The sequence below is a fragment of the Inhella proteolytica genome (assembly GCF_016093275.1).
In the GTDB taxonomy this organism is placed as follows: domain Bacteria; phylum Pseudomonadota; class Gammaproteobacteria; order Burkholderiales; family Burkholderiaceae_C; genus Inhella; species Inhella proteolytica.
This window is the reverse complement of record NZ_JAEDAK010000012.1, coordinates 108,862-128,234: the sequence shown is the minus strand read 5'-3', so window position 1 is coordinate 128,234 and position 19,373 is coordinate 108,862. Positions and strand designations below refer to the sequence as shown.

Here is a 19,373-nt window from a genome sequence, read left to right as displayed (position 1 = left end):
CCCGTACCGCTTCGCCCCCGGCGCCGTCGGCCATGATGCCTTGCGCAGGCAGCCCCCGGGCTCGCAAACCTAAACTGCGGGCCTTCGCCCGCATGCCCCGGTGCTCACAAGGCGCCGCGCGGCCCTGGGTTTTTTGCCTGAACTGCCATGACCGACCTCTCTGCAGAACACAAGGCGCTGGCCAATTACCGTCCCACCCACAAGGTGCGTTTCGTGACGGCAGCCAGCCTGTTCGACGGCCACGACGCCGCCATCAACATCATGCGGCGCATCCTGCAAGGCATGGGGGCGGAGGTGATCCACCTCGGCCACAACCGCTCGGTGGACGAGGTCGTCACCGCCGCCTTGCAGGAGGACGCACAGGGCATCGCCGTGTCGTCCTACCAGGGCGGGCATGTGGAGTACTTCAAGTACATGGTGCAGCTGCTGAAGGAACGCGGCGGCGCCCACATCCAGGTCTTCGGCGGTGGCGGCGGCGTGATCGTGCCGGCCGAGATCAAGGACCTGCACGATCACGGCGTGCGCATCTTCAGCCCCGAAGACGGCCAGCGCATGGGCCTGCAGGGCATGATCGGCGAGATGGTGATGCGCTGCGACAAGGATCTGTCGCCGCTCGCACCCAAGGACCTCAAGGCCATTCAGGGCCATACCGAAGCCGCCTGGCGCGCGCTGGCCCAGGCGCTCACCGCGCTGGAGAACCAGGCTGCCGACGAAGGCTTCAAGAAGGCGATTCACGAGGCCGCGAAGAAGAGCCACGCGCCCGTGCTCGGCATCACCGGCACCGGCGGTGCCGGCAAGTCCAGCCTCACCGACGAGCTGATCCGCCGCCTGCGCCTGGACCAGGACGACGCGCTGCGCATCGCGCTGATCTCCATCGATCCCTCGCGCCGCAAGAGCGGTGGCGCGCTGCTCGGCGACCGCATCCGCATGAACGCCATCGCGCCCTGGCAGCACGGCAGCCGCGTCTTCATGCGCTCGCTGGCCACGCGCGATTTCGGCTCCGAGATCAGCCTGGCGCTGCCCGACTGCATCGCCGCGGCCAAGGCGGCCGGCTTTGATCTGGTGATCGTCGAGACCTCGGGCATCGGCCAGGGTGATGCGGCCATCGTGCCCCTGGTGGGCATCCCGATGTACGTGATGACGCCCGAGTTCGGCGCCGCCAGCCAGCTCGAGAAGATCGACATGCTGGACTTCGCCCAGTTCGTCGCCATCAACAAGTTCGACCGCAAGGGTGCGCTGGACGCCCTGCGCGACGTGGCCAAGCAGGTGCAGCGCAACCGCGAGGCCTTCAACGTGGCGCCCGACCAGATGCCGGTGTTCGGCACCATGGCCAGCCGCTTCAACGACGACGGCGTGACCGCGCTCTACCAAGCCATGAAGCCGGTGCTGACGGCCAAGGGCCTGAAGCTGAGGGCCGGCCGCCTGCCGGAGGTGAGCACCCGCCACAGCACGCATCAGGTGCCCATCGTGCCGCCGGCGCGCACGCGCTACCTGGCCGAGATTGCCGACACCGTGCGCGGCTACAAGGCGCGCGCCCGCGCCCAAGCCCGCATCGCGCGCGAGATCCAGCAGCTGCGCGGCTCGCAGGCCATGCTCAAGGCCTGCAAGCACGAGGTGCCCGCCGCGCTGGAGCAGCTGGCGCAGGAACGCGAAGGCCAGTTGCTGCCCGAAGCCAAGAAGCTGCTGCAGCAGTGGCCCGACATGGTCAAGGCCTACGCCGGCGACGAGTACGTGGTGAAGATCCGCGACAAGGAGATCCGCACCGGCCTCGTGCACACCACGCTCAGCGGCAACAAGATCCGCAAGGTCGTGCTGCCCACCTACGAGTGCCAGGGCGAGCTCTTGAAGTGGCTGATGCTGGAGAACGTGCCGGGCAGCTTCCCCTACACCGCCGGCGTGTTCGCCTTCAAGCGCGAGGGCGAGGACCCGACCCGCATGTTCGCCGGCGAGGGCGACGCCTTCCGCACCAACCGCCGCTTCAAGCTGGTGAGCGAGGGCATGCCGGCCAAGCGCCTGAGCACCGCCTTTGATTCCGTGACGCTCTACGGCGCCGACCCCGCGCCGCGCCCCGACATCTACGGCAAGGTGGGCAACTCGGGCGTGAGCATCGCCACGCTGGACGACATGAAGGTGCTGTACAGCGGCTTCAATCTGTGCGACCCGGCCACCTCGGTCAGCATGACCATCAACGGCCCCGCGCCCACCATCCTGGCGATGTTCATGAACACCGCCATCGACCAGCAGCTGGAGAAGTTCAAGGCCGACAACGGCCGCGAGCCCACCGACACCGAAGCCGCCAAGGTGCGTGAATGGGTGCTGGCCAATGTGCGCGGCACCGTGCAGGCCGACATCCTGAAGGAAGACCAGGGCCAGAACACCTGCATCTTCAGCACCGAGTTCAGTTTGAAGGTGATGGGCGACATCGCCAGCTACTTCGTGCACCACAACGTGCGCAATTTCTACTCGGTGTCGATCAGCGGCTATCACATCGCCGAGGCCGGCGCGAACCCCATCAGCCAGCTCGCCTTCACGCTCTCGAACGGCTTCACCTTCGTGGAGGCCTACCTGGCGCGCGGCATGCACATTGACGACTTCGCGCCCAACCTGAGCTTCTTCTTCTCCAACGGCATGGACCCCGAGTACACCGTGCTCGGCCGCGTGGCGCGCCGCATCTGGGCCACCGCGATGCGCGACAAGTACGGCGCCAACGAACGGTCCCAGAAGCTCAAATACCACGTGCAAACCAGCGGCCGCAGCCTGCACGCGCAGGAGATCGCCTTCAACGACATCCGCACCACCCTGCAGGCGCTGATCGCGATCTACGACAACTGCAACAGCCTGCACACCAACGCCTACGACGAGGCCATCACCACACCCACCGAAGAGAGCGTGCGCCGCGCCATGGCGATCCAGCTCATCATCAACCGCGAGTGGGGCCTGGCGAAGAACGAGAACCCCAACCAGGGCGCCTTCGTCATCGACGAGCTGACCGAGCTGGTGGAAGAGGCGGTGCTGGCCGAGTTCGAGAAGATTGCCGAGCGCGGCGGCGTGCTGGGCGCGATGGAGACCGGCTACCAGCGCAGCAAGATCCAGGAAGAGAGCATGCACTACGAGATGCTCAAGCACACCGGCGAGTACCCCATCATTGGTGTGAACACCTTCCGCAACCCGCACGGCGACCCGGTGCCCGAGCACATCGAGCTGGCGCGCTCCACCGAGGAAGAGAAGCAGTCGCAGCTCACGCGCCTGGCCGAGTTCCAGCAGCGCCATGCGGCGCAGAGCGGCCCGATGTTGAAGCGCCTGCAGCAGGCGGTGATCGACAACGGCAATGTGTTCGAGGTGCTGATGGACGCCGTGCGCGTGTGCTCGCTCGGCCAGATCACCGCGGCCCTGTTCGAGGTGGGTGGGCAGTACCGGCGCAGCATGTAAACCGGCGCGCTCGCAAACCCAGGGCCTTCTTCGGAAGGCCCTCTTTTTTGGCGCCGGCAACGTATAAAGCCCGGCCATCGGGGCGACCGAAAGGGAAAGGAATGACTCGCTGCGGCTCCACGCTGCTCTGGCTGCTGGCCCTTTGCCTGAGCCCGCCCGCGTGGGCGCAATGCACCCGCCCCTTCAAGGTCGGTGTGTCGGCCCTGGGCTGGTCGGTCTTCCAGGAGAAGGGCCATTTGCGCGGCATGGTGCCGGACCTGATGCGCGAGCTGGAGGCGCGCAGCGGCTGCTCGCTGAGCCTGCAGTTCCGCCCGCGGGCGCGTGTGCAGCTGGAATTCATGAGCGCGCAGTTGGACCTGATGCCGGCCTCGGTGGCCAGCGCCGAACGCGATGCCGCCGGCCATTACGTGCCATATGCGGCCACGGCGCACGACCTGCTGCTGCTGGAGCATGCCCCCAAGGGCATCGACAGCATGGCCAAGCTGCTGGCGGCGGAGTCCGTCACCGTGGGGCTGGTGCGCGGCGTGGCGCTGGGGCCGCGGCTGGCGCCGGGCATCGCGCGCCTGAGCGAGCTGGGCCGCGTGGAGATGGCGAGCGACTACGAAAACCTGGCCGAGCGCATGAAGGCAGGCCGCTTCCAGGCGGCCTTCTTCCCTTCCGCCATCCACGCCAAGCAGCGGCACGATGGCCTGCTGCCAACCCAGGTGCGGGTGGTCATGCTGGCCGAATCGCAGCCGCAGGCCGTGGGCCTGTACATCCAGCGCCAGACGGTGCCCGAGGCCGACCGACGGCGCCTGGAGGCCACGCTGCGCCAGATGGTGCAGGACGGCTCCGTGGAGGCGATCTACCGCAAGTACCTGAGCGCCGAGGAAGTGCGGCGCCTCTTCAGGCCGGCGCGCTGAAGCGCCGCAGGGCGCGCAGCCCGCCCATCCTGACGTCTGACTGGCGCAATCAACCTCTCCGTCCTACAGTGGCTCGGCCGCCCTGGAGAACGTCATGCCCTGCCCGCGCCGACTGTTCCTGAGCACCCTGGCCCTGCCCCTGCTGGCGCAGGCTTCGGAGGAGGTGACGCTCTATGCCTATCACCTCAAAGTGCCCTATATGCACCACCTGGGCCGGCATGAAGGTCTGTACTTCGACCTGGCCGAGCTGCTGACGCTGCGCATCCCGGGGCTGCGCTTTCGCACCCAGTACCTGCCGCGGCGTCGGCTGGAGGCCGATCTGGTGGCGGGGCGCCTGAATGGTCTGGTCGTCGGCGTGAACCCGAGCTGGTTCAAAGACAAGGAGCGCACGCGCTACCTCTGGTCGCCGCCGCTGATGCGCGATGCCGACGTGGTGGTCTCGCGGCACGACAGGCCGGTCAGCTACAGCGGACCAGAATCCCTGGTGGGGATGCGCATGGCCCTGCCGCGCGGCTACTACTACTTCGGCGTGGACGAGCTGGTGCGCGAAGGCCGCATCCACCGCGAGGACAGCGAGAGCGAGGAAACCGCGCTGATGATGCTGTCGCTGGGCCGCGCGGACGCCACCATCACCACCCGCCGCACCCTCTACGCGCTGCTGGCCCTGCGCCCCGGCCTGCGCGGCAAGTTCCATGTGGCCGCGCAGCCGCACGACGAGTACGAACGCCACATCCTCATCCCGCAGGACAAGGCGCATCTGCTCAAGCCCATCAGCGAGGCCGTGCTGCTGCTCGCGCGCGACCCCGCCTGGCAGAACCGCCTGCTGGAGCGCTGAGAGGCTGAGCGTGAAAAAAGCGGGCCGCCCCACCCCGGACTGAGGGGCCGGACAAACCCGTGCCGGGCAGGACCACGGCTTAGAGTGCGCCCCCATGCATCTCGCCGCTCCGGAGCCCCATTCGCTGGCCTTGGCCTGCGGGCTCTCCAGCCTGTTCATCGGCCTCGTCATGGCTTCGATCCGCAACCCCTGGGTCGAGGCGCGCGGAGCGCTGCTGTTCGCCGGCTCGGCGCTGGCTGCGGCCATCAGCTTTCTGATGGTGGCGCTGGCCCCGCGCCTGGACGACAGCCTGCTGGTGAGCCTGCGCGGCGCCAACACCGTGCTCATCTTCGGCCTGCTGGTGGCCGGCATCGCCCGCTTCGTGGGCCGCGGCGCACCCTGGCTGCCGCTGGCGCTCAGCATGGCCGCCATGGCCCTGCTGATCCAGTTCTACCCGGAGTCGCGCAGCGACGTCTCTCCGCGCGTGCTCGGCTTCAGCCTGCTGGTGGTGGGCTGGAGCCTGACCGGCGTGTGGATCCTGCTGCGCCACCCCATCACCGGCCTGCCGCCCTTCGGCCCGGCCTTCACCGTGGGCGGGCTGGTGGCTCTGGCCTGCATTGCCGCGGCACGCTCCCTGGTACTGCTGCGCGACGGCGCGGTCAGCGGCGAGCTGGCCTTTCACGACCCGCTCAACGGCTGGCTGCTGCTGGCCGGCTTTGCCGCCCTGCTCTTCACCCTCACCGGCATGGCGCTGATGCTCAATGGCCGCATGGTGCTGGAACTGCAGCGTCTGGCCTCGCACGACCCGCTGACCGGCGCCTTCAACCGCAAGGGCTTCAACACCGCCTGGCCCGCCTGGCTGCAGGCCCACGGCCCCGGCCGCGTGGTGCTGATGGACCTGGAGACCGACACTGGCGAGACCCCGGACGAGGAGGCGCTGATGCTGCTCGTCAACCGCCTGCGCGAACTGATGCCGCCGCACGCCCTGCTGGGCCGGCAAAGCGGCGGTGGCTTCCTGGTGGCGCTGCCGCAGGCGGTGCTGGAATCGGAGGTGCAGGCCTGCTGCGAGCGCCTGCAGGTGGACGTGCACCAGAGCCTGGCCCTGCTGGGTGCCGGCCGCGAATCGCCCCCCACGCTCTCAATCGGCCATGCCCCGGTGCGGCAGGATCTGGCCGAAGCCTGCCGCCGCGCCAATCTGGCGATGGACGACGGCCGCCGGCGCCGGCGGCCGCGCGCGGCCTCGTGAATTTGGCCTGCTAAGCCAGCAGCCCCGGCAGCCAGGTCGAAAGCCCCGGCACCAGCGCCACCATCAGCGTGCCCAGGAAGATCGCCCCCATGGCCGGCGCCACCGCCTTGGCCACCTGGGCCAGCGGCTTGTTGAACATGGCCGCCGCGAAGTAGATGTTCATGCCGGCGGGCGGGCACAGAAAGCCCAGCTCCATGGCCGCCAGGAACAGGATGCCGAAGTGCAGGGGCTCCAGCCCGTAATGCCGCGCCAGCGGCAGCAGCAGGGGCACCAGCACCACGATGGCGGCGTAGATCTCCATCAGCGCTGCGGCCAGCCACAGGAAGGCGCTGAGCGCGAGCAGGAACAGCCAGCGGTTCGGGATGACGCCGGGCACCCACTCCACCGCACGGTCGGGGATGCCGGCGTCGATGAGGTAGTTCGTCAGCGCCAGCGCCATGCCCAGGATCAGCATCACGCCGCCGATGATCTGAGCGCAGTCCATCAGCGCGCGGCCGAGCTTGGTGAAGCCGAGCTCGCGGTGCGCAAAGGCCGTGGTGGCCATCGCGTAGGCCGCGGTGAGCGCCGCGGCTTCGGTGGGCGTGGCCAGGCCGCTGAGCATCGAGCCCACGGCCACCGCCGGCGCGGCCAATTCCCACTTGGCCGCCCACAGGGCCGCACCCACGGGCGGGCGGACACCGCCAACGCCGACGGTGCCGCGCAGATAGCCACCGAACAGCAGCAGGCTGGCCACCATCACCAGCGCGGGCAGCAGGCCGGCCAGGAACATCTGCTGGATCGGCACCTTGACCAGGATGGCCACCAGGATCATCGGCACCGAGGGCGCCAGCAGCACGCCCAGCGCGCTGGCGCTGGTGACAAGGCCGATGCCGCGCTGCTCCTCGTAGCCGCTCTGGCGCAGCAGCGGCAGCAGCAGCCCGCCCAGCGCCAGGATGGTGACGCCGCTGCCCCCGGTGAAGGCGGTGAACACCGAGCACAGCACCGCCGCGGCCAGCACCGCGCCGCGCGGCCCGCTGCCAAAGAGGGCCAGACACACCTGCCCCAGCCGCCCGGCCGCACCGGTGCGCGCCAGCAGCAGGCCGGCCAGGGTGAACAGGGGCAAGGCCGGCAGCGAGGGGTTGACGGTGATCTGGTAGTGCGAGATGGGCACCGAGGCCAGCGGCAGTCCATCGGTCCAGAACAGCGCCAGCGCCAGCGCGCCCAGCACGGCAAAGATCGGCGTGCCCAGCAGCAGCAGCACGATCAGCCCGAGCACGCCCGGAAAGAGCGGCAGGGCGCGGCCGTCGAAGGCCCAGCTCAGGCCCGCGCCCAAGAGAGGCAGGCCGATCGCCGCGAGCTCGCGCAGGCCCAGCCGCGTGCTGCAACGCGAACCGAGCTTGATGCCCAACAGCGCAAAGCCGAGCGGCATGCTGGCCTGCACCACCCAGATCGGCAGGCCGTAGGCCAGCACACTGGGCGCTTCCATTTCGCTGGCCACGAAACGCGCCGCCGCATAGGCCAGCTGGCCGCAAATCAAAGCCGCGCCGCCGCGCGTGATGGCCTGCAGCAGCTTGGGGCCGGCGAAGTTGGAGCCGAAGTCGCTGCCCAGCGTGGCCAGGTGGCCGTGGCGCTCGGCCGCCACGGCGCCGAACATCGCCAGCACCAGGCCGAGGTGTTGCACCAGCAGCGGCGCGTTGTCGATGCCGGGGCCGTGGAAGGGCCGCATCGCCATCTCGATCAGCGGCACGGCCACCATCAGGGCCAGGGCGGCGGCCGAGACCCAGGCCTCGATCTCGCTCAGGAAGCCGGGCAGGCGGCGGTCGGCCGGGGCCATCAGCGCGCGCCGCGGAAGGCCTTGAGCTGGGCCATCACCTCGTCAAAGGTTTCGGCCGGCACCATCTGGCCGCGGATGCGCGGGTACAGGCGTTCGGCCAGCTCGTTCCATTCCTTCATCTGCTCCGGCGTGGGCTTCGTCACCTTCAGGCCGCGCTTGACCATCGCGGCGACGGCCTCGTCCACTTCCTTGCGGGCCTGCGCGCGCGTGGCCAGGCCGGCCTTCTCGCCGCCCGTCTTCAGCGCCGCCTGCGCGGCCGGGTTCATGGACTCCCAGGCCTTCTGGGTCACCACCACCGCGCCCACCACCGGGGCCCAGTTCAGGTCCAGCATGTGCGGGGCGCTGCTGTAGATCTGCGTGGCCAGCGCGAAGTAAGGTGTGGTGGGCACGACCTGGATCATCCCGGTCTGGATGGCCGGCAGCACGTCGTTGGCCTCCAGCGGCACCGGCGTGTAGCCCAGACTCTTCATGATGGCCTGCTGCTCGGGCTCGGCGCCCCAGCTGAAGAACTTCTGCTGCTTGAAGTCATCCGGCCTGGCCGCCGGGTTCTTGGAGAAGAAGCGCACCCAGCCGGCGTCGCCCCAGCTGATGACGATGAAGCCCTTGTCGGCCAGGCGCTTCTCCAGCTGCGGACGCAGCTTCTCGCGCACATGGTCCAGCTCCTCCCAGCTGCGGAACAGCAGCGGCAGGGTCTGCAGCGCGGCCACGCCGGGGTCGATCTCGCGCAGGCCCGCGGCCGAGAGCATCGCCCCCTGCAGCTGGCCCACGCGCATGCGGCGCAGCAGCTCGTGCTCGCCGCCCTGGCTGCCGTCGGTGAAGACCACGGCCTTCGCGCCGGCACCCTGCGCGGCGCGCCAACCTTCCACCAGCTCCAGCAGGCTCTGGTGATGCACGCTGCCCTTGGGCACGATGGTGCCGATGCGCAGTTGCACGGCTTGTGCCGCTGCGGGCAGTGACAGGGCAGCCAGGCCCAGGGTGGCGAGGCGACGATTCAACAGGGGCATGGCAGTCCTTTCAGAAGCGCTCGTCGAGCGTGTCCAACAGCCATTGCGCGCGCTCGCGCATCACGGCATTGGCCAGGTTGGGGTGCTGCGCGGCCACGGCCAGGGCCTGACGCAGCAGAGATTCAAAGGCCTCGCGGTCCTGCGTGGCCAGGGCCTCGGCCTGGGCCACGAAGACGCCGGCCTTGCGGCCGCCGCCAAGCTGCCGTGCACGCTCGAAGTACTGCGCCGCCTGCGCCGCGCTGCCGCCCGGGCGCGCGGCCTCCAGCGTGCCCATCAGGCTGGCCAGATCGCCCGCGCCCCAGCTGGGGTCGCGCTGCCAGGCGGCGCGGGCCAGGTTGAGGGCCAGCGGCAGGTCGGCCACGATCTCGGGCCGATCCTTGGCCAGGCTGATGCGCGCGGCCCAGGCCGCGGCGCCCCAGTAGGCCAGGCCCAGCTGATCGGCCTGCAGAGTGGGCACGCCCGTGGCCAGGGCCTGGGCGAAGCCGGGTTGCCGGGCCTCAAGCGCGCGCAGCGCATGGGCCTGGGCGCGCGCGTAGAGGGCTTCAGCGCGCTGGCGCTGGGCCAGCGCGGCCTTGAGGTTCTGGCTCTCCAGGCGCTCGGCCTCAAAGGCCACGAAGGCGTAGGCGTACTGCGTGAAGCCGCCCGCGACGGCGCCGGCCAATGCGCTGTGGCCGGGCTGCTCGCGCAGCACCGATTCGCTCAGCTTCAGGTAGAAGGCGCTGGCCTCGCGCGCGAGCTGGAGGTCTTGCTCCTCGTCCTGACCCTGGGCGGCCAGGGCATCGGCCAGCAGGGCCTGGGTGGAACAGCCGGCCAGGAGGGCCGACAGGGCGAGGGCTAGCAGTGCGCGCATGGGGCCCACTGTGCCAGCCCGCTGCAGCAGCGTGTGAGCCTTCAGCGCAACAGATGCAGCCGCCCCTGGCGCAGCAGCTCTTCAACGCCGGCGCGGTCCACGTCCTCGGGCGGCAGGTCCAGGCCGGCGGGCAGCTGCAGGCCCAGGCAATGCTCGCGCGACTCCTCGCGGGCCAGCGCCAGCGCCACGTCGGCCAGGCGCAGCGAGAGCGCCCAGGGCTGCGGGCGCTGCGGGTCCAGCGGCCAGCAGGCGAAACCGACCGAGACGCCGATCTGCAGCACCTCGCCCCAGGGCAGGGCCACGGGGTGCTTGGCCATCGCCGCGCGCAGGCGGTGCGCGCAGGCCTGGGCGGCCTGCGCTTCCTCGGCCGGGATCAGCACGGCGAAGTCATCGTCACCCCAGCGCGCCAGGCAGTCGCCCTCGCGCTGGGCCAGCGTCAGGCGCGTGGCCACGGCGCCCAGCACCAGGCTGCCCACATGCTGGCCGTAGCGCTGGTTCAGGGCTTCGAAGTCGTCGATGGCCAGGCGCACGAAGGCGTGGCGCGGCGGGTGGCCGCGGCGCTCGCCCCAGGCCTTGACCATGCGGTTCAGGCGCTCTTCGAGCGAGCGGCGGTTGCTCAGGCCGGTGAGCTTGTCGGTCTCGCTCAGGCGCTCCAGCTCGGCGTAGGCGTCCACCACCGCGTGGTGCTGGATCTGCAGGGCCTTCTGCAGGTCTTCGAGCTGGGTGCGGGTGCTGCGCAGCTCGGTCTGGGCGTCGCCCAGGATCTCGTTGCGCGCGGCCAGGCGCTGCTCCAGGTCCAGGCGCTCGTCGTGCTGGCGCTGGGCGGCGCGGCGCAGGCTGCGCGCCAGCTGGCCGAGCTCGTCGCGCCGACCCTCGGGCAGCGCGGGATCGCCTTCGGCCAGGGCCGTGAGGTCGCTTCTCTCGCGGCTGGCCAGGGCCTGGCTGGCGCGCAGCAGCTGCTGCAGGGGCTGCAGCACCTGGCCTTGCAGCAGGCGGTGCAGCATCCACAGTTCCAGGCCCAGGGCCAGCAGGGCCAGGGGCAGCAGCACGGCCAGCAGCTGGCGCAGCGGCGCGGGCAGCGCCGGCTCGGGCTGCAGGCTGACGAGCCACCAGCCCGGCCCTTCGATGCGCGCCGCGGCCAGGCGCTGGCCGGCCAGGGTGTCATCGCCCTGCACCAGCAACTGGTGCGCGCCCCGGCGCGTGGCCGCGGCCAGCAGCCCGGCCAGGCCGGGGTGGGCGGCGGCGCCCAGCAGTGGCGTGCCGTCCGGGCCGTACAGCGCCAGCGTGGCATCGGGCCGCAGCTCGCTCTGCAGGGGGGCGAGCAGCGGCGCCAGGCGCAGATCGCTGCCCACGCGGGCGAGCAGGCGGCCTTCGGATTCGATCGGCGTGGTGCGCGTGAGCAGCCAGCCGCCAGTCAGCGGGTCCAGGAAGGGCGCGGACCAGCCCTCGCCCGGCAGCTCGGGCGCGCGCGGCATCGGCCGGCCGGGCAGATCGCCGACGCGGTAGTCCTCCGGGCCGAACAGGTAGAGCGTGGCCGGCACCGGCCAGGCCGGGCCGTAGCGGCGCACCAGGTCGATGGCCAGGGACTGGCGGGCGTGCAGATCGGGCTCGGCGGCGGGCGACCAGCGGCGCAGGTACTCGGAGCGCAGCGCCTGCTGGGCGTGGTCGAGCGCCAGGAACTGGCTGCTGGCGCTGGCGGCGCGCTCGCGCACCAGGGCCTGCAGCGCCTCGCCTTGCTCCTGGCGCAGGCTGCTGCGCAGCAGGGCGCCGGCGGCCAGCAGCATCAGCAGCAACAGGGCGGCCAGGCGCAGGCCCAGCGGCAGCAGGCTGCGCCGGGCCAGGCCTTCGCCCGCGGCGACGGGGACGTCGGGCAAGCCGCTCAGCCCCCGCGCGCCAGCATGGCGGAGGGAGCGGTGATCTTGGCGTCGTAGGGCAGGCGCAGGGTCCAGTTCAGGCGCGCCAGGATGCGCCGCACATAGCTCTGCGTCTCGGCATAGGGCGGCACGCCGCGGTAGCGCTCCACGGCGCGTTCACCGGCGTTGTAGGCGGCCAGCACCAGCTGCACGTCTCCCTGGAAGTAGGCCATCAGCCAGCGCAGATAAGCCATGCCGCCGTGGATGTTCTGCGCCGGGTCGCGCAGATTGCGCACCTTGAAGCGCGCGGCGGTGTCGGGGATCAGCTGCATCAGGCCCTGGGCGTTCTTGGGCGATTCGGCCAGGGGGTTGAAGTTGGATTCGGTGGCCATCACCGCCAGCACCAGCTCGGGGGCCAGCTGGTAGTCGGGCGCCACCAGCTTGACGAAGCGCACGATGGGCTCGGGCGCGTTGGGCGGGATGGGCAGGGGCACGGCGCGCTGCGGCTGCGTGGCCTTGGCCTTGGCCTGCGGCGGGGCAGGCAGCTCAGGTGGCGGCGCGCGCAGGCAGGCCGGCGGCTCGCCCAGCGGCGTGCCCAGGGTCTTGGCCATGTTCTGCGCCTGCTCCAGGCCCTGTTCGGCGGCGGCGGCAAAGAGGTGGGCAGCCTGGGCATCGTCGCGCTCGATGCCGCGGCCATTGGTCAGCATCCAGGCCAGGTTGTACTGGGCCAGGGCATCGCCATGGCGGGCGGCGCGGCAGTAGAGCTGGGCGGCGCGCACCGGGTCGCGCAGGCCGCCGTCGCCATGCTCCAGGGCCTCAGCCTCCTGGCGCCAGCGCTCCACCTGGGCGGGCACCACGGGGCCGGCCTCGGCCGGCGGCGTGGCCGGGCGCGGCAGCTGGTCCAGGCTGAGGCTGGGAATGGCGGTGGTGGAGGCCAGCAGCCCGCCCGAGGCGAGCAGCGTCAGCAACGATGTGACGAGACGTTTCACGATGCCGGCGAGTGTAGAAATCGCCTCCAGGGCCCTGCCCCCCGCGAGTGGGCGACCCGGCCAGCCGGGCGGCGTGAATCCGTCACGGGGCGGCCAAGCTTGCGCGCAATCCATGCCCGATCACTCCCGCCACACCGCCAGCAGGCTGCCCAGCTTGGCGCGCAGCGGCAGGCGCTCGTCCGAGAGCGCGTCGAGAAAATCCGACAGGCGCTTGCTCTTGACGATGGTGTAGGCCGTCAGCCAGAGCGTGGCGCCGAGCGTGAGCCCGAACACGGCCAGGCGCTGCCAGAGCGGCGAATCGGCCTCGGCCAGCAGGTTCATGCCCAGGAAGCCGGTGGTGATGGTGCCCACCAGGCCGAAGATGGTGACGACCGTGAGCCGCACCACGGTGTTGGCCTGGCGGCGCACGTTGTCGGTCTCCAGGTACTGCGCCATGTCCTCGATGCGCTGCTTGACCTCGGCGTACAGCGGCTGCACCTCCAGGTGCTGCAGCAGCAGACGGTGCAGCGCACGCGCCTGCACCTGCTCGCTCACGTCCAGGAACCAGTAGCGGTGGGTGAAGCGCAGAAAGCCCTCGAAGCAGGCGCGGATCTCGCGCTTGAAGATGCGCACGTTCTCGACGTCGCCAATGTTGAGCCGGCGCAGCGCATCCACCAGCCGGTCCGAGAACATCAGCAGCGCGGCCTTCTGGAAGTGCACGAGCAGGAAGAGCATGAAGTGCTGGTGGCGGAACTGCGCCAGCACGCCGCGCTCGCGGTGGGTGAAGAAGCTGGCGCGCGCGCTGCCCAGCACCACCAGCGCATGGCCGCAGCTCAGGTAGCGGGTGTAGGGCGCGGCGCCCTGGCTGCACCAGAAGCGATCCCAGCAGTGGCGCGCCTCGAACTCGGCCAGGTGCTGTTCGCCGTAGGGCAGCTGGCCATCACCGGCGCCGCACACCAGGCCCAAGCGCACGAAGTCGGCGCGGCTCAGGCGCTGCGGGTCGTCCAGGGCCAGGTAGGCCATCACCGGCATGCGGTAGTACTCGACCTGGCGGTAGCGCAGCGGGCCGCTCTTCTCGCCGTGGTCGGGCACCAGGGGTTCGAGCAGCCAGGCCCAGTGGCGCGCGATGCGCGGCGCGCGGCGTTGCTGCACGTGCGCAATGAAGGGCTCGCGCTCGCGCGTGTCCGATTCGGCCAGCACGCGGCCCTCGGCATCCAGGAAGCGGCTCTCGGCCAGGCAGTGCAGGGGCAGGCCGCGCTCGTCCCAGCCGGCCGGGTAGGCGCGGCCCAGGCGGTAGAGCAGCTCCTGCGCCTCCGGCAGCGGCAGCTGCTCACCGCGCAGCTCCACGTTCAGCAGCACGGCGTCGATGTCGTAGAAGAAGATCAGGTCGATGTGCACGACCTGCAGGCGCAGCGGGGCGCGGCCCGGTTGCGTCACCACCTCGAAGGCCGCCACGTCATACCGACGGAAGGTCTTCATGCCGGATTCGCCCAGGCAGTCATCGGCCTGCTGGGGCGAACGGCCTTCGCCGAACAGCACCCGCTGGACATAGGGCAGGAAGGTCAGGAACTCCTGGTAGTGGCGCTCGTGGAATTTGTCGGGCTCGCCGGTGTATTCATCCTGCAGCTCGCGCCAGGGGGAATCGGTCTGCGCCTGCAGCCATTCCCAGGGCCGGCGCGAACGCGCCGCCTCGCCACTGCGCAGCAGGCGCAGCGGCCACAGCAGGATCTGGTGCAGGGTTTCGACCTGGACGGGCGGCGTGGACATGCCCCCGATGCTGCCGAGGCGGCGCCGCCACAGGCAGCGCGCAAACCCGCCCTTGCGCGCCGCAGCCCGTGGCTATGCTCAAGAGGCCATGGCGCTTGACCTCCCCACCCTGACGCTGTTGCTGCCGCTGCAGCTGCTCGCCCTGGCCGCGGTGCTGCCGGTGCTCACCGGCTGGCGCGGCAGCCCGGCGCTGCGCTGGGCCCAGGCCAGTCTGTGGGCGCATTTCGGCGGCTGGATCTTCCTGCTGCTGGGCGAACGCGTGGCGCCGGTGTTCGGGCTCACGCTGTCCTACTTTCTCGTCGGTCTGAGCCTGGTGCTGTGCCTGCGCGCGCTGCAGGGCTGGCTGGGCGGGCGTCCCGGCATGCGCTGGGCCTGGGCGCTGCTGGCGCTGGAGCCGCCGCTGCTGCTGCTGGGCGCCGAGCAGCCGCTGATCCGCCAGGGTGCCGCCAATGCCTGGCTGGCGCTGCTGCAGGCCCTGCTGCTGCTGGGCCTGGCCTGGCGCACGCCGCGCGCCCCCGAAACCAGCCCGCGCTGGCGCGCCGTGATGGCCGCACCGCTGGCCCTGCTCTTCCTGATGACGCTCTGGCGCGCCGGTACCGGCCTGCTGGAGCCGGCGCTCTACCCCTCGCTGCGCAGCGATTCGCTGTTCGCCCGCGCCTACCTGCTGGTGGCCCTGCTGGGCGCCAGCCTGGGTGCGATGGCCTACCTGGCCGCCTGGCGCGGCGAGGCCGAGGGTCGGCTGCGCCACCAGGCCAAGACGGACAGCCTGACCCAGCTGGCCAACCGCCGCGCCTTCGACCAACGCGGCAACGAAATGATCTCGGTGGCACGCCGGCACCGCGAACCTCTGGCGGTGATGCTGCTGGACGTGGACCACTTCAGCCAGGTCAACAACCTGCACGGCCACGCCCGCGGCGACGAGGCCCTGGGCCTGCTGGCGCGCCTGCTGCGTGCCGCCGTGCGCCCGGGCGACTGCGCCGCGCGCCTGGCCGGCGAGGAATTCGCCGTGCTGCTCAACCGCAGCGAAGGCGAGGGCGTGACGGCCCTGGACCGCCGCCTGCGCAGCAGCCTGGCCGAGCACGCCGAGAAGGAGCTCGGCTTCCCGATCGACTACAGCGCCGGCTGGGCCCTGCTGCGCCCGGGTGACCGCCATGTCGAGGACATGCTGCGCCGCGCCGATGCCGGCCTCTACACCGCCAAGCATGGCGGGCGCGGGCGCCTGTGCGCCGAACCGGGGCTGCTGCCCGAAGACGCATGAACGACAACCTGGTGGACGAATGCCGCGGCCTGGACCTCTGGGCCGCCGACCCCGCGCTGCGCGAGCGCCTGGGCGCCGATGCCGATCGGGCGTCGGCTCTGGCACGCTACGGCGCGCAGATCGGCAGCCCCACCGCCTTCGACTGGGCCGAGCAGGCCAACCGCCGCCCGCCCGAGCTGCACACCTACGACGGACGCGGCCGCCGCATCGACCGCGTGGACTTCCACCCCCATTGGCAGCGCCTGCTGGCCGCCATCCGCGGCGGCGGCTTCATCGCCGCGCCCTTTGAAGGCAGCAGCTGGGCGCACGCAGCTGCGGGCTTCTATCTGCACGGCCAGGTGGAGGCCGGCAGCCTCTGCCCGGCCACGATGACGCAGGCCGGCATCGCCGTGCTGCAACGCCACGCCCCGGCGCTGTACGCCGCGCTGCGCGACGGCCTGCACGGCCGCGCCCACGATGCCGCCGACCGCCCCTGGGGCGAGAAGGCCACGCTGTGGATCGGCATGGGCATGACGGAGAAGCAGGGCGGCTCGGACCTGCGCAGCTGCGCCAGCACCGCCACCCCGCTGGGCTGGCACTGGCAGGGCGCGGCGGCCTATGCCATCGACGGGCACAAATGGTTCTTCTCCGCCCCGATGTGCGACGCCCACCTGGTGCTGGCGCGCACCGAAGAGGGCCCAAGCTGCTTCCTCGTGCCGCGCTGGCAGCTGGACGGCAGCGCCCTCAACGGCGTGCGCATCCAGCGCCTGAAGGACAAGCTGGGCAACCGCAGCAACAGCAGCTCCGAGGTCGAGTTCCACGCCAGCCAGGGCCTGCTGGTCGGCGCGCCGGGCCGAGGCATCGCCATCCTGGCCGAAATGGCCGGCTTCACGCGCCTGCAATGCGTGGTGGGCAGCGCGGCGCTGATGCGCGCCGGCCTGGTGCAAGCCCTGCACTGGGCGCGCGGCCGCTCGGCCTTTGGCAAGTTGCTGATCGACCAGCCGCTGATGCAGCAGGTGCTGGGCGATCTGGCGATCGAGAGCGAGGCCGCGCTGCAGCTGATGCTGCGCCTGGCCGAAAGCTTCGACGCCCGCGATGACGACCCCGTCGAGCGCGCCTGGGCGCGCGTACTCACCCCCGCCGCCAAGCTCTGGGTCTGCAAGCGCGCCCTGGCCGCCACCGGCGAGGCCATGGAGGTGCTGGGCGGCAACGGCTATGTGGAAACCGGCCTGCTGGCGCGCCTGTACCGCGAGGCACCGGTGAATAGCATCTGGGAAGGCAGCGGCAATGTGATGGCGCTGGATGTGCTGCGCGCCGCCCAGCGCGAGGCGCCCGCGCTGCAGGCCTGGTTCGACCAGCTGGACCCAACGCTGGACGCCCCCGAGCGCACCCGCGCCGCCAGCCTGCGCAAGGCCCTGTTCGCAGCCGATGCCGAACCCGCCGCTCGCGCCCTGGCCCAGGAGCTGGTGCTGCTGGCGCAAGCCGCGCTGCTGCGCGAACGCAGCCCGGCCACAATGGCGACGGACTTTCTGTCCAGCCGCCTGCACCGGCCAGGCGGGATGTTTGGCGCCAGCCCCTTGGCGCATGCGCGTGCGCACCTGGAGCGCGCAGTACAACTTCAATGACCCGACTTGCTGTCTTCGGTGACCTGCTGGATGTCACCGCGCCCTGCCCTGCCGACGCCGATCTCGACACCCCGCCGCCCACGGTGCGCTGGCGCCCGAAGCACTGGCTGCTGATCGAGAACGGCCGCATCCAAGCCATCCAGCCCGATGCCCCCGACGCCAGCTGGCCGCGCGACGAACGACCCGGCCGGCTGATCCTGCCCGGCTTCATCGACACCCATGTGCACGCGCCGCAGCTGGATGTCATCGCCAGCTACGGCACCGAGCTGCTGGACTGGCTGAACCGCTACACCTTCCCGGCCGAGAAGGCCTGGGCCGACCCAGCCGTAGCCGCCGCCGGCAGCACGCGCTTCCTGGACCAGCTGCTGGCCCACGGCACCACCGCCGCCCTGGTCTTCCCCACCGTGCACAAGTGCAGCGTCGACGCCCTCTTCGGCGCGGCCGAGGCCCGCGGCATGCGCCTGATCACCGGCAAATGCCTGATGGACCGCCACGCCCCCGACGGCCTGCGCGACACCGTTCAGGAAGCCGAACGCGACAGCATCGACCTGATCCAGCGCTGGCACGGCCAGGGGCGCAATGCCTACGCCCATACCGTGCGCTTCGCCCCCACCAGCAGCGAGGCGCAGCTGGACATGGCCGGCGACCTGCTCGCCGCCCACCCCGGCAGCTACTTGCAGACCCATGTGGCCGAGAACCGCGCCGAGGTCGAGTGGGTGCGCCAGCTCTTCCCATCCGCCCGCAGCTACCTGGGCGTGTACGAACGGCACCGCCTGCTGGGCCCGAACAGCACCCTGGCCCATGGCATTTGGCTGGACGAGAACGACCGCGCCGCGCTGCGAAGTACCGGCGCCGTGATTGCCCACAGCCCCACCAGCAACCTGTTCCTGGGCAGCGGCCTGTTCGACTGGCGCGGCCGCGCGGCCGAGGGGGTTCGCCTGTCGATCGCCAGCGATGTGGGTGGCGGCGTCAGCCTCTCCATGCAGCGCACCCTCGCCGCCGCCTACCAGGTCGCCGCCCTGCAGGGCCAGCGCCTGGACGCCTTCACGCTGCTGCACGCGGCCACGGCGGGCAATGCGGAGTCGCTGAACCTCGGCCACGAGATTGGTCGGTTGGAGCCCGGGCTGATGGCGGACCTCTGCTGCTGGCGCTGGGCCGACGAGGGCTCGGTGCTGGCGCATCGGCTGTCGATTGCGCGGTCCTTGCACGAGCGGCTGTTTGCGTGGCTGATGCTGGGAGATGAGCGGCTGCTGGAAGGCGTGTGGGTGGCCGGGCGCCCCATATAGACCGAGCACGCAGTCCCCCGAGTTGCGGGGCTGCGCCGTGATCGCCCGGGCGGCAGGGCGACCTACGCTTGCGGGTTCCAAGTCGGGAGCGCCAGAACATGCCCACTGTGCAGATCAACCACCGCGTCCATCACATCACCCAGCGCGACGAGAACTACTGCTGGGCCTGTGCCCTGGCCATGCTCAAGGGGCGGCACAGCTGGTCGGACGCCCTCGACCTGGCCGACCGCGTCCCCGCCACGGCACGCAGCCCCGAGGACGGCTCGCTGCTGCGCCCCGACCTGGCCGCCGCCGCCGTGGGCTTGCGTGCACGGCCGATCAAGCCGCTGCGCCCTGACTTGATCCTTGAGGAACTGCGCCGCGGCCCGATTGCCCTGTTTGGCTGGTACCAGCTGACCCGCCGCTTCAAGCATGTGATGGTGATCAGCCTGATGCAGGGCGACCCCGCCGTTCCGGCTCAGTTGCAGGTCGGCGTGGATGACCCCTGGGCCAACGGCAGCCGCTGGATCGGCCCCTGGCCGGCGTTCTACGGCTCGGGGCGCAATCTGGTGGATCCGCACTGGCTGGTGTCCCGCTAAG

At 71.0% G+C, this 19,373-nt stretch carries 14 protein-coding genes; 8 read left to right on the top strand and 6 right to left on the bottom strand.

Annotated elements, in window-relative coordinates:
* Nucleotides 1–147 precede the first annotated feature (147 nt).
* The 4 genes from icmF to I7X39_RS16655 all read left to right on the top strand — a co-directional run bounded on the left by icmF (nt 148) and on the right by I7X39_RS16655 (nt 6,391).
* The gene (icmF, locus tag I7X39_RS16670; protein ID WP_198112290.1) at nt 148–3,429 is read left to right on the top strand and encodes a fused isobutyryl-CoA mutase/GTPase IcmF; all 3,282 of its coding nucleotides are present in this window, start codon (nt 148–150) and stop codon (nt 3,427–3,429) included.
* A 101-nt stretch (nt 3,430–3,530) separates the two neighbouring features.
* Complete coding sequence (locus I7X39_RS16665; protein WP_198112289.1) at nt 3,531–4,331, top strand: substrate-binding periplasmic protein; 801 nt, start codon at nt 3,531–3,533, stop codon at nt 4,329–4,331.
* A gap of 94 nt (nt 4,332–4,425) precedes the next feature.
* Nucleotides 4,426–5,166 carry a substrate-binding periplasmic protein gene (locus I7X39_RS16660; protein WP_198112288.1) on the top strand — a complete coding sequence of 247 codons (741 nt, stop codon included), beginning with the start codon at nt 4,426–4,428 and terminating at the stop codon, nt 5,164–5,166.
* A gap of 94 nt (nt 5,167–5,260) precedes the next feature.
* Entirely contained in the window at nt 5,261–6,391 is a 1,131-nt protein-coding gene (locus I7X39_RS16655; protein WP_198112287.1) for a GGDEF domain-containing protein, read from the top strand.
* Nucleotides 6,392–6,401: 10 nt separating this feature from the next.
* Here I7X39_RS16655 and I7X39_RS16650 read toward each other — a convergent pair whose 3' ends face one another.
* From I7X39_RS16650 to I7X39_RS16625, 6 genes are all read right to left on the bottom strand, one after another.
* A complete protein-coding gene (locus I7X39_RS16650) occupies nt 6,402–8,204 on the bottom strand; it encodes a TRAP transporter large permease subunit (RefSeq protein WP_198112286.1) in 1,803 nt (600 codons plus the stop codon).
* Nucleotides 8,204–9,208: a TRAP transporter substrate-binding protein gene (locus tag I7X39_RS16645; protein WP_232352007.1), complete on the bottom strand. Its 1,005-nt coding sequence runs from the start codon at nt 9,206–9,208 to the stop codon at nt 8,204–8,206. Before I7X39_RS16645 ends, I7X39_RS16650 begins: the two co-directional genes overlap by 1 nt.
* A gap of 10 nt (nt 9,209–9,218) precedes the next feature.
* Nucleotides 9,219–10,058 carry a TRAP transporter TatT component family protein gene (locus I7X39_RS16640; protein ID WP_198112285.1) on the bottom strand — a complete coding sequence of 280 codons (840 nt, stop codon included), beginning with the start codon at nt 10,056–10,058 and terminating at the stop codon, nt 9,219–9,221.
* Nucleotides 10,059–10,099: 41 nt separating this feature from the next.
* Nucleotides 10,100–11,932: a GGDEF domain-containing protein gene (locus I7X39_RS16635; RefSeq protein ID WP_198112284.1), complete on the bottom strand. Its 1,833-nt coding sequence runs from the start codon at nt 11,930–11,932 to the stop codon at nt 10,100–10,102.
* Nucleotides 11,933–11,937: 5 nt separating this feature from the next.
* Nucleotides 11,938–12,900: a lytic transglycosylase domain-containing protein gene (locus tag I7X39_RS16630; protein WP_310739939.1), complete on the bottom strand. Its 963-nt coding sequence runs from the start codon at nt 12,898–12,900 to the stop codon at nt 11,938–11,940.
* A 120-nt stretch (nt 12,901–13,020) separates the two neighbouring features.
* Complete coding sequence (locus I7X39_RS16625; RefSeq protein WP_198112282.1) at nt 13,021–14,646, bottom strand: magnesium transporter CorA family protein; 1,626 nt, start codon at nt 14,644–14,646, stop codon at nt 13,021–13,023.
* Nucleotides 14,647–14,734: 88 nt separating this feature from the next.
* Here I7X39_RS16625 and I7X39_RS16620 point away from each other — a divergent pair, with 88 nt between their 5' ends.
* The 4 genes from I7X39_RS16620 to I7X39_RS16605 all read left to right on the top strand — a co-directional run bounded on the left by I7X39_RS16620 (nt 14,735) and on the right by I7X39_RS16605 (nt 19,372).
* On the top strand, nt 14,735–15,904 hold the full coding sequence (locus tag I7X39_RS16620) for a GGDEF domain-containing protein (RefSeq protein ID WP_198112281.1): 1,170 nt from the start codon (nt 14,735–14,737) through the stop codon (nt 15,902–15,904).
* Nucleotides 15,901–17,508, top strand: a complete 1,608-nt coding sequence (locus tag I7X39_RS16615; protein ID WP_198112280.1) for an acyl-CoA dehydrogenase family protein — start codon at nt 15,901–15,903, stop codon at nt 17,506–17,508. The genes I7X39_RS16620 and I7X39_RS16615 overlap by 4 nt, the downstream gene beginning before the upstream one ends.
* Nucleotides 17,505–18,794 (top strand): guanine deaminase, encoded by a 1,290-nt coding sequence (guaD, locus tag I7X39_RS16610; RefSeq protein WP_198112279.1) that lies wholly within the window; start codon nt 17,505–17,507, stop codon nt 18,792–18,794. The genes I7X39_RS16615 and guaD overlap by 4 nt, the downstream gene beginning before the upstream one ends.
* Nucleotides 18,795–18,892: 98 nt before the next feature.
* Nucleotides 18,893–19,372: a papain-like cysteine protease family protein gene (locus I7X39_RS16605; RefSeq protein ID WP_198112278.1), complete on the top strand. Its 480-nt coding sequence runs from the start codon at nt 18,893–18,895 to the stop codon at nt 19,370–19,372.
* Nucleotide 19,373: the final 1 nt, after the last annotated feature.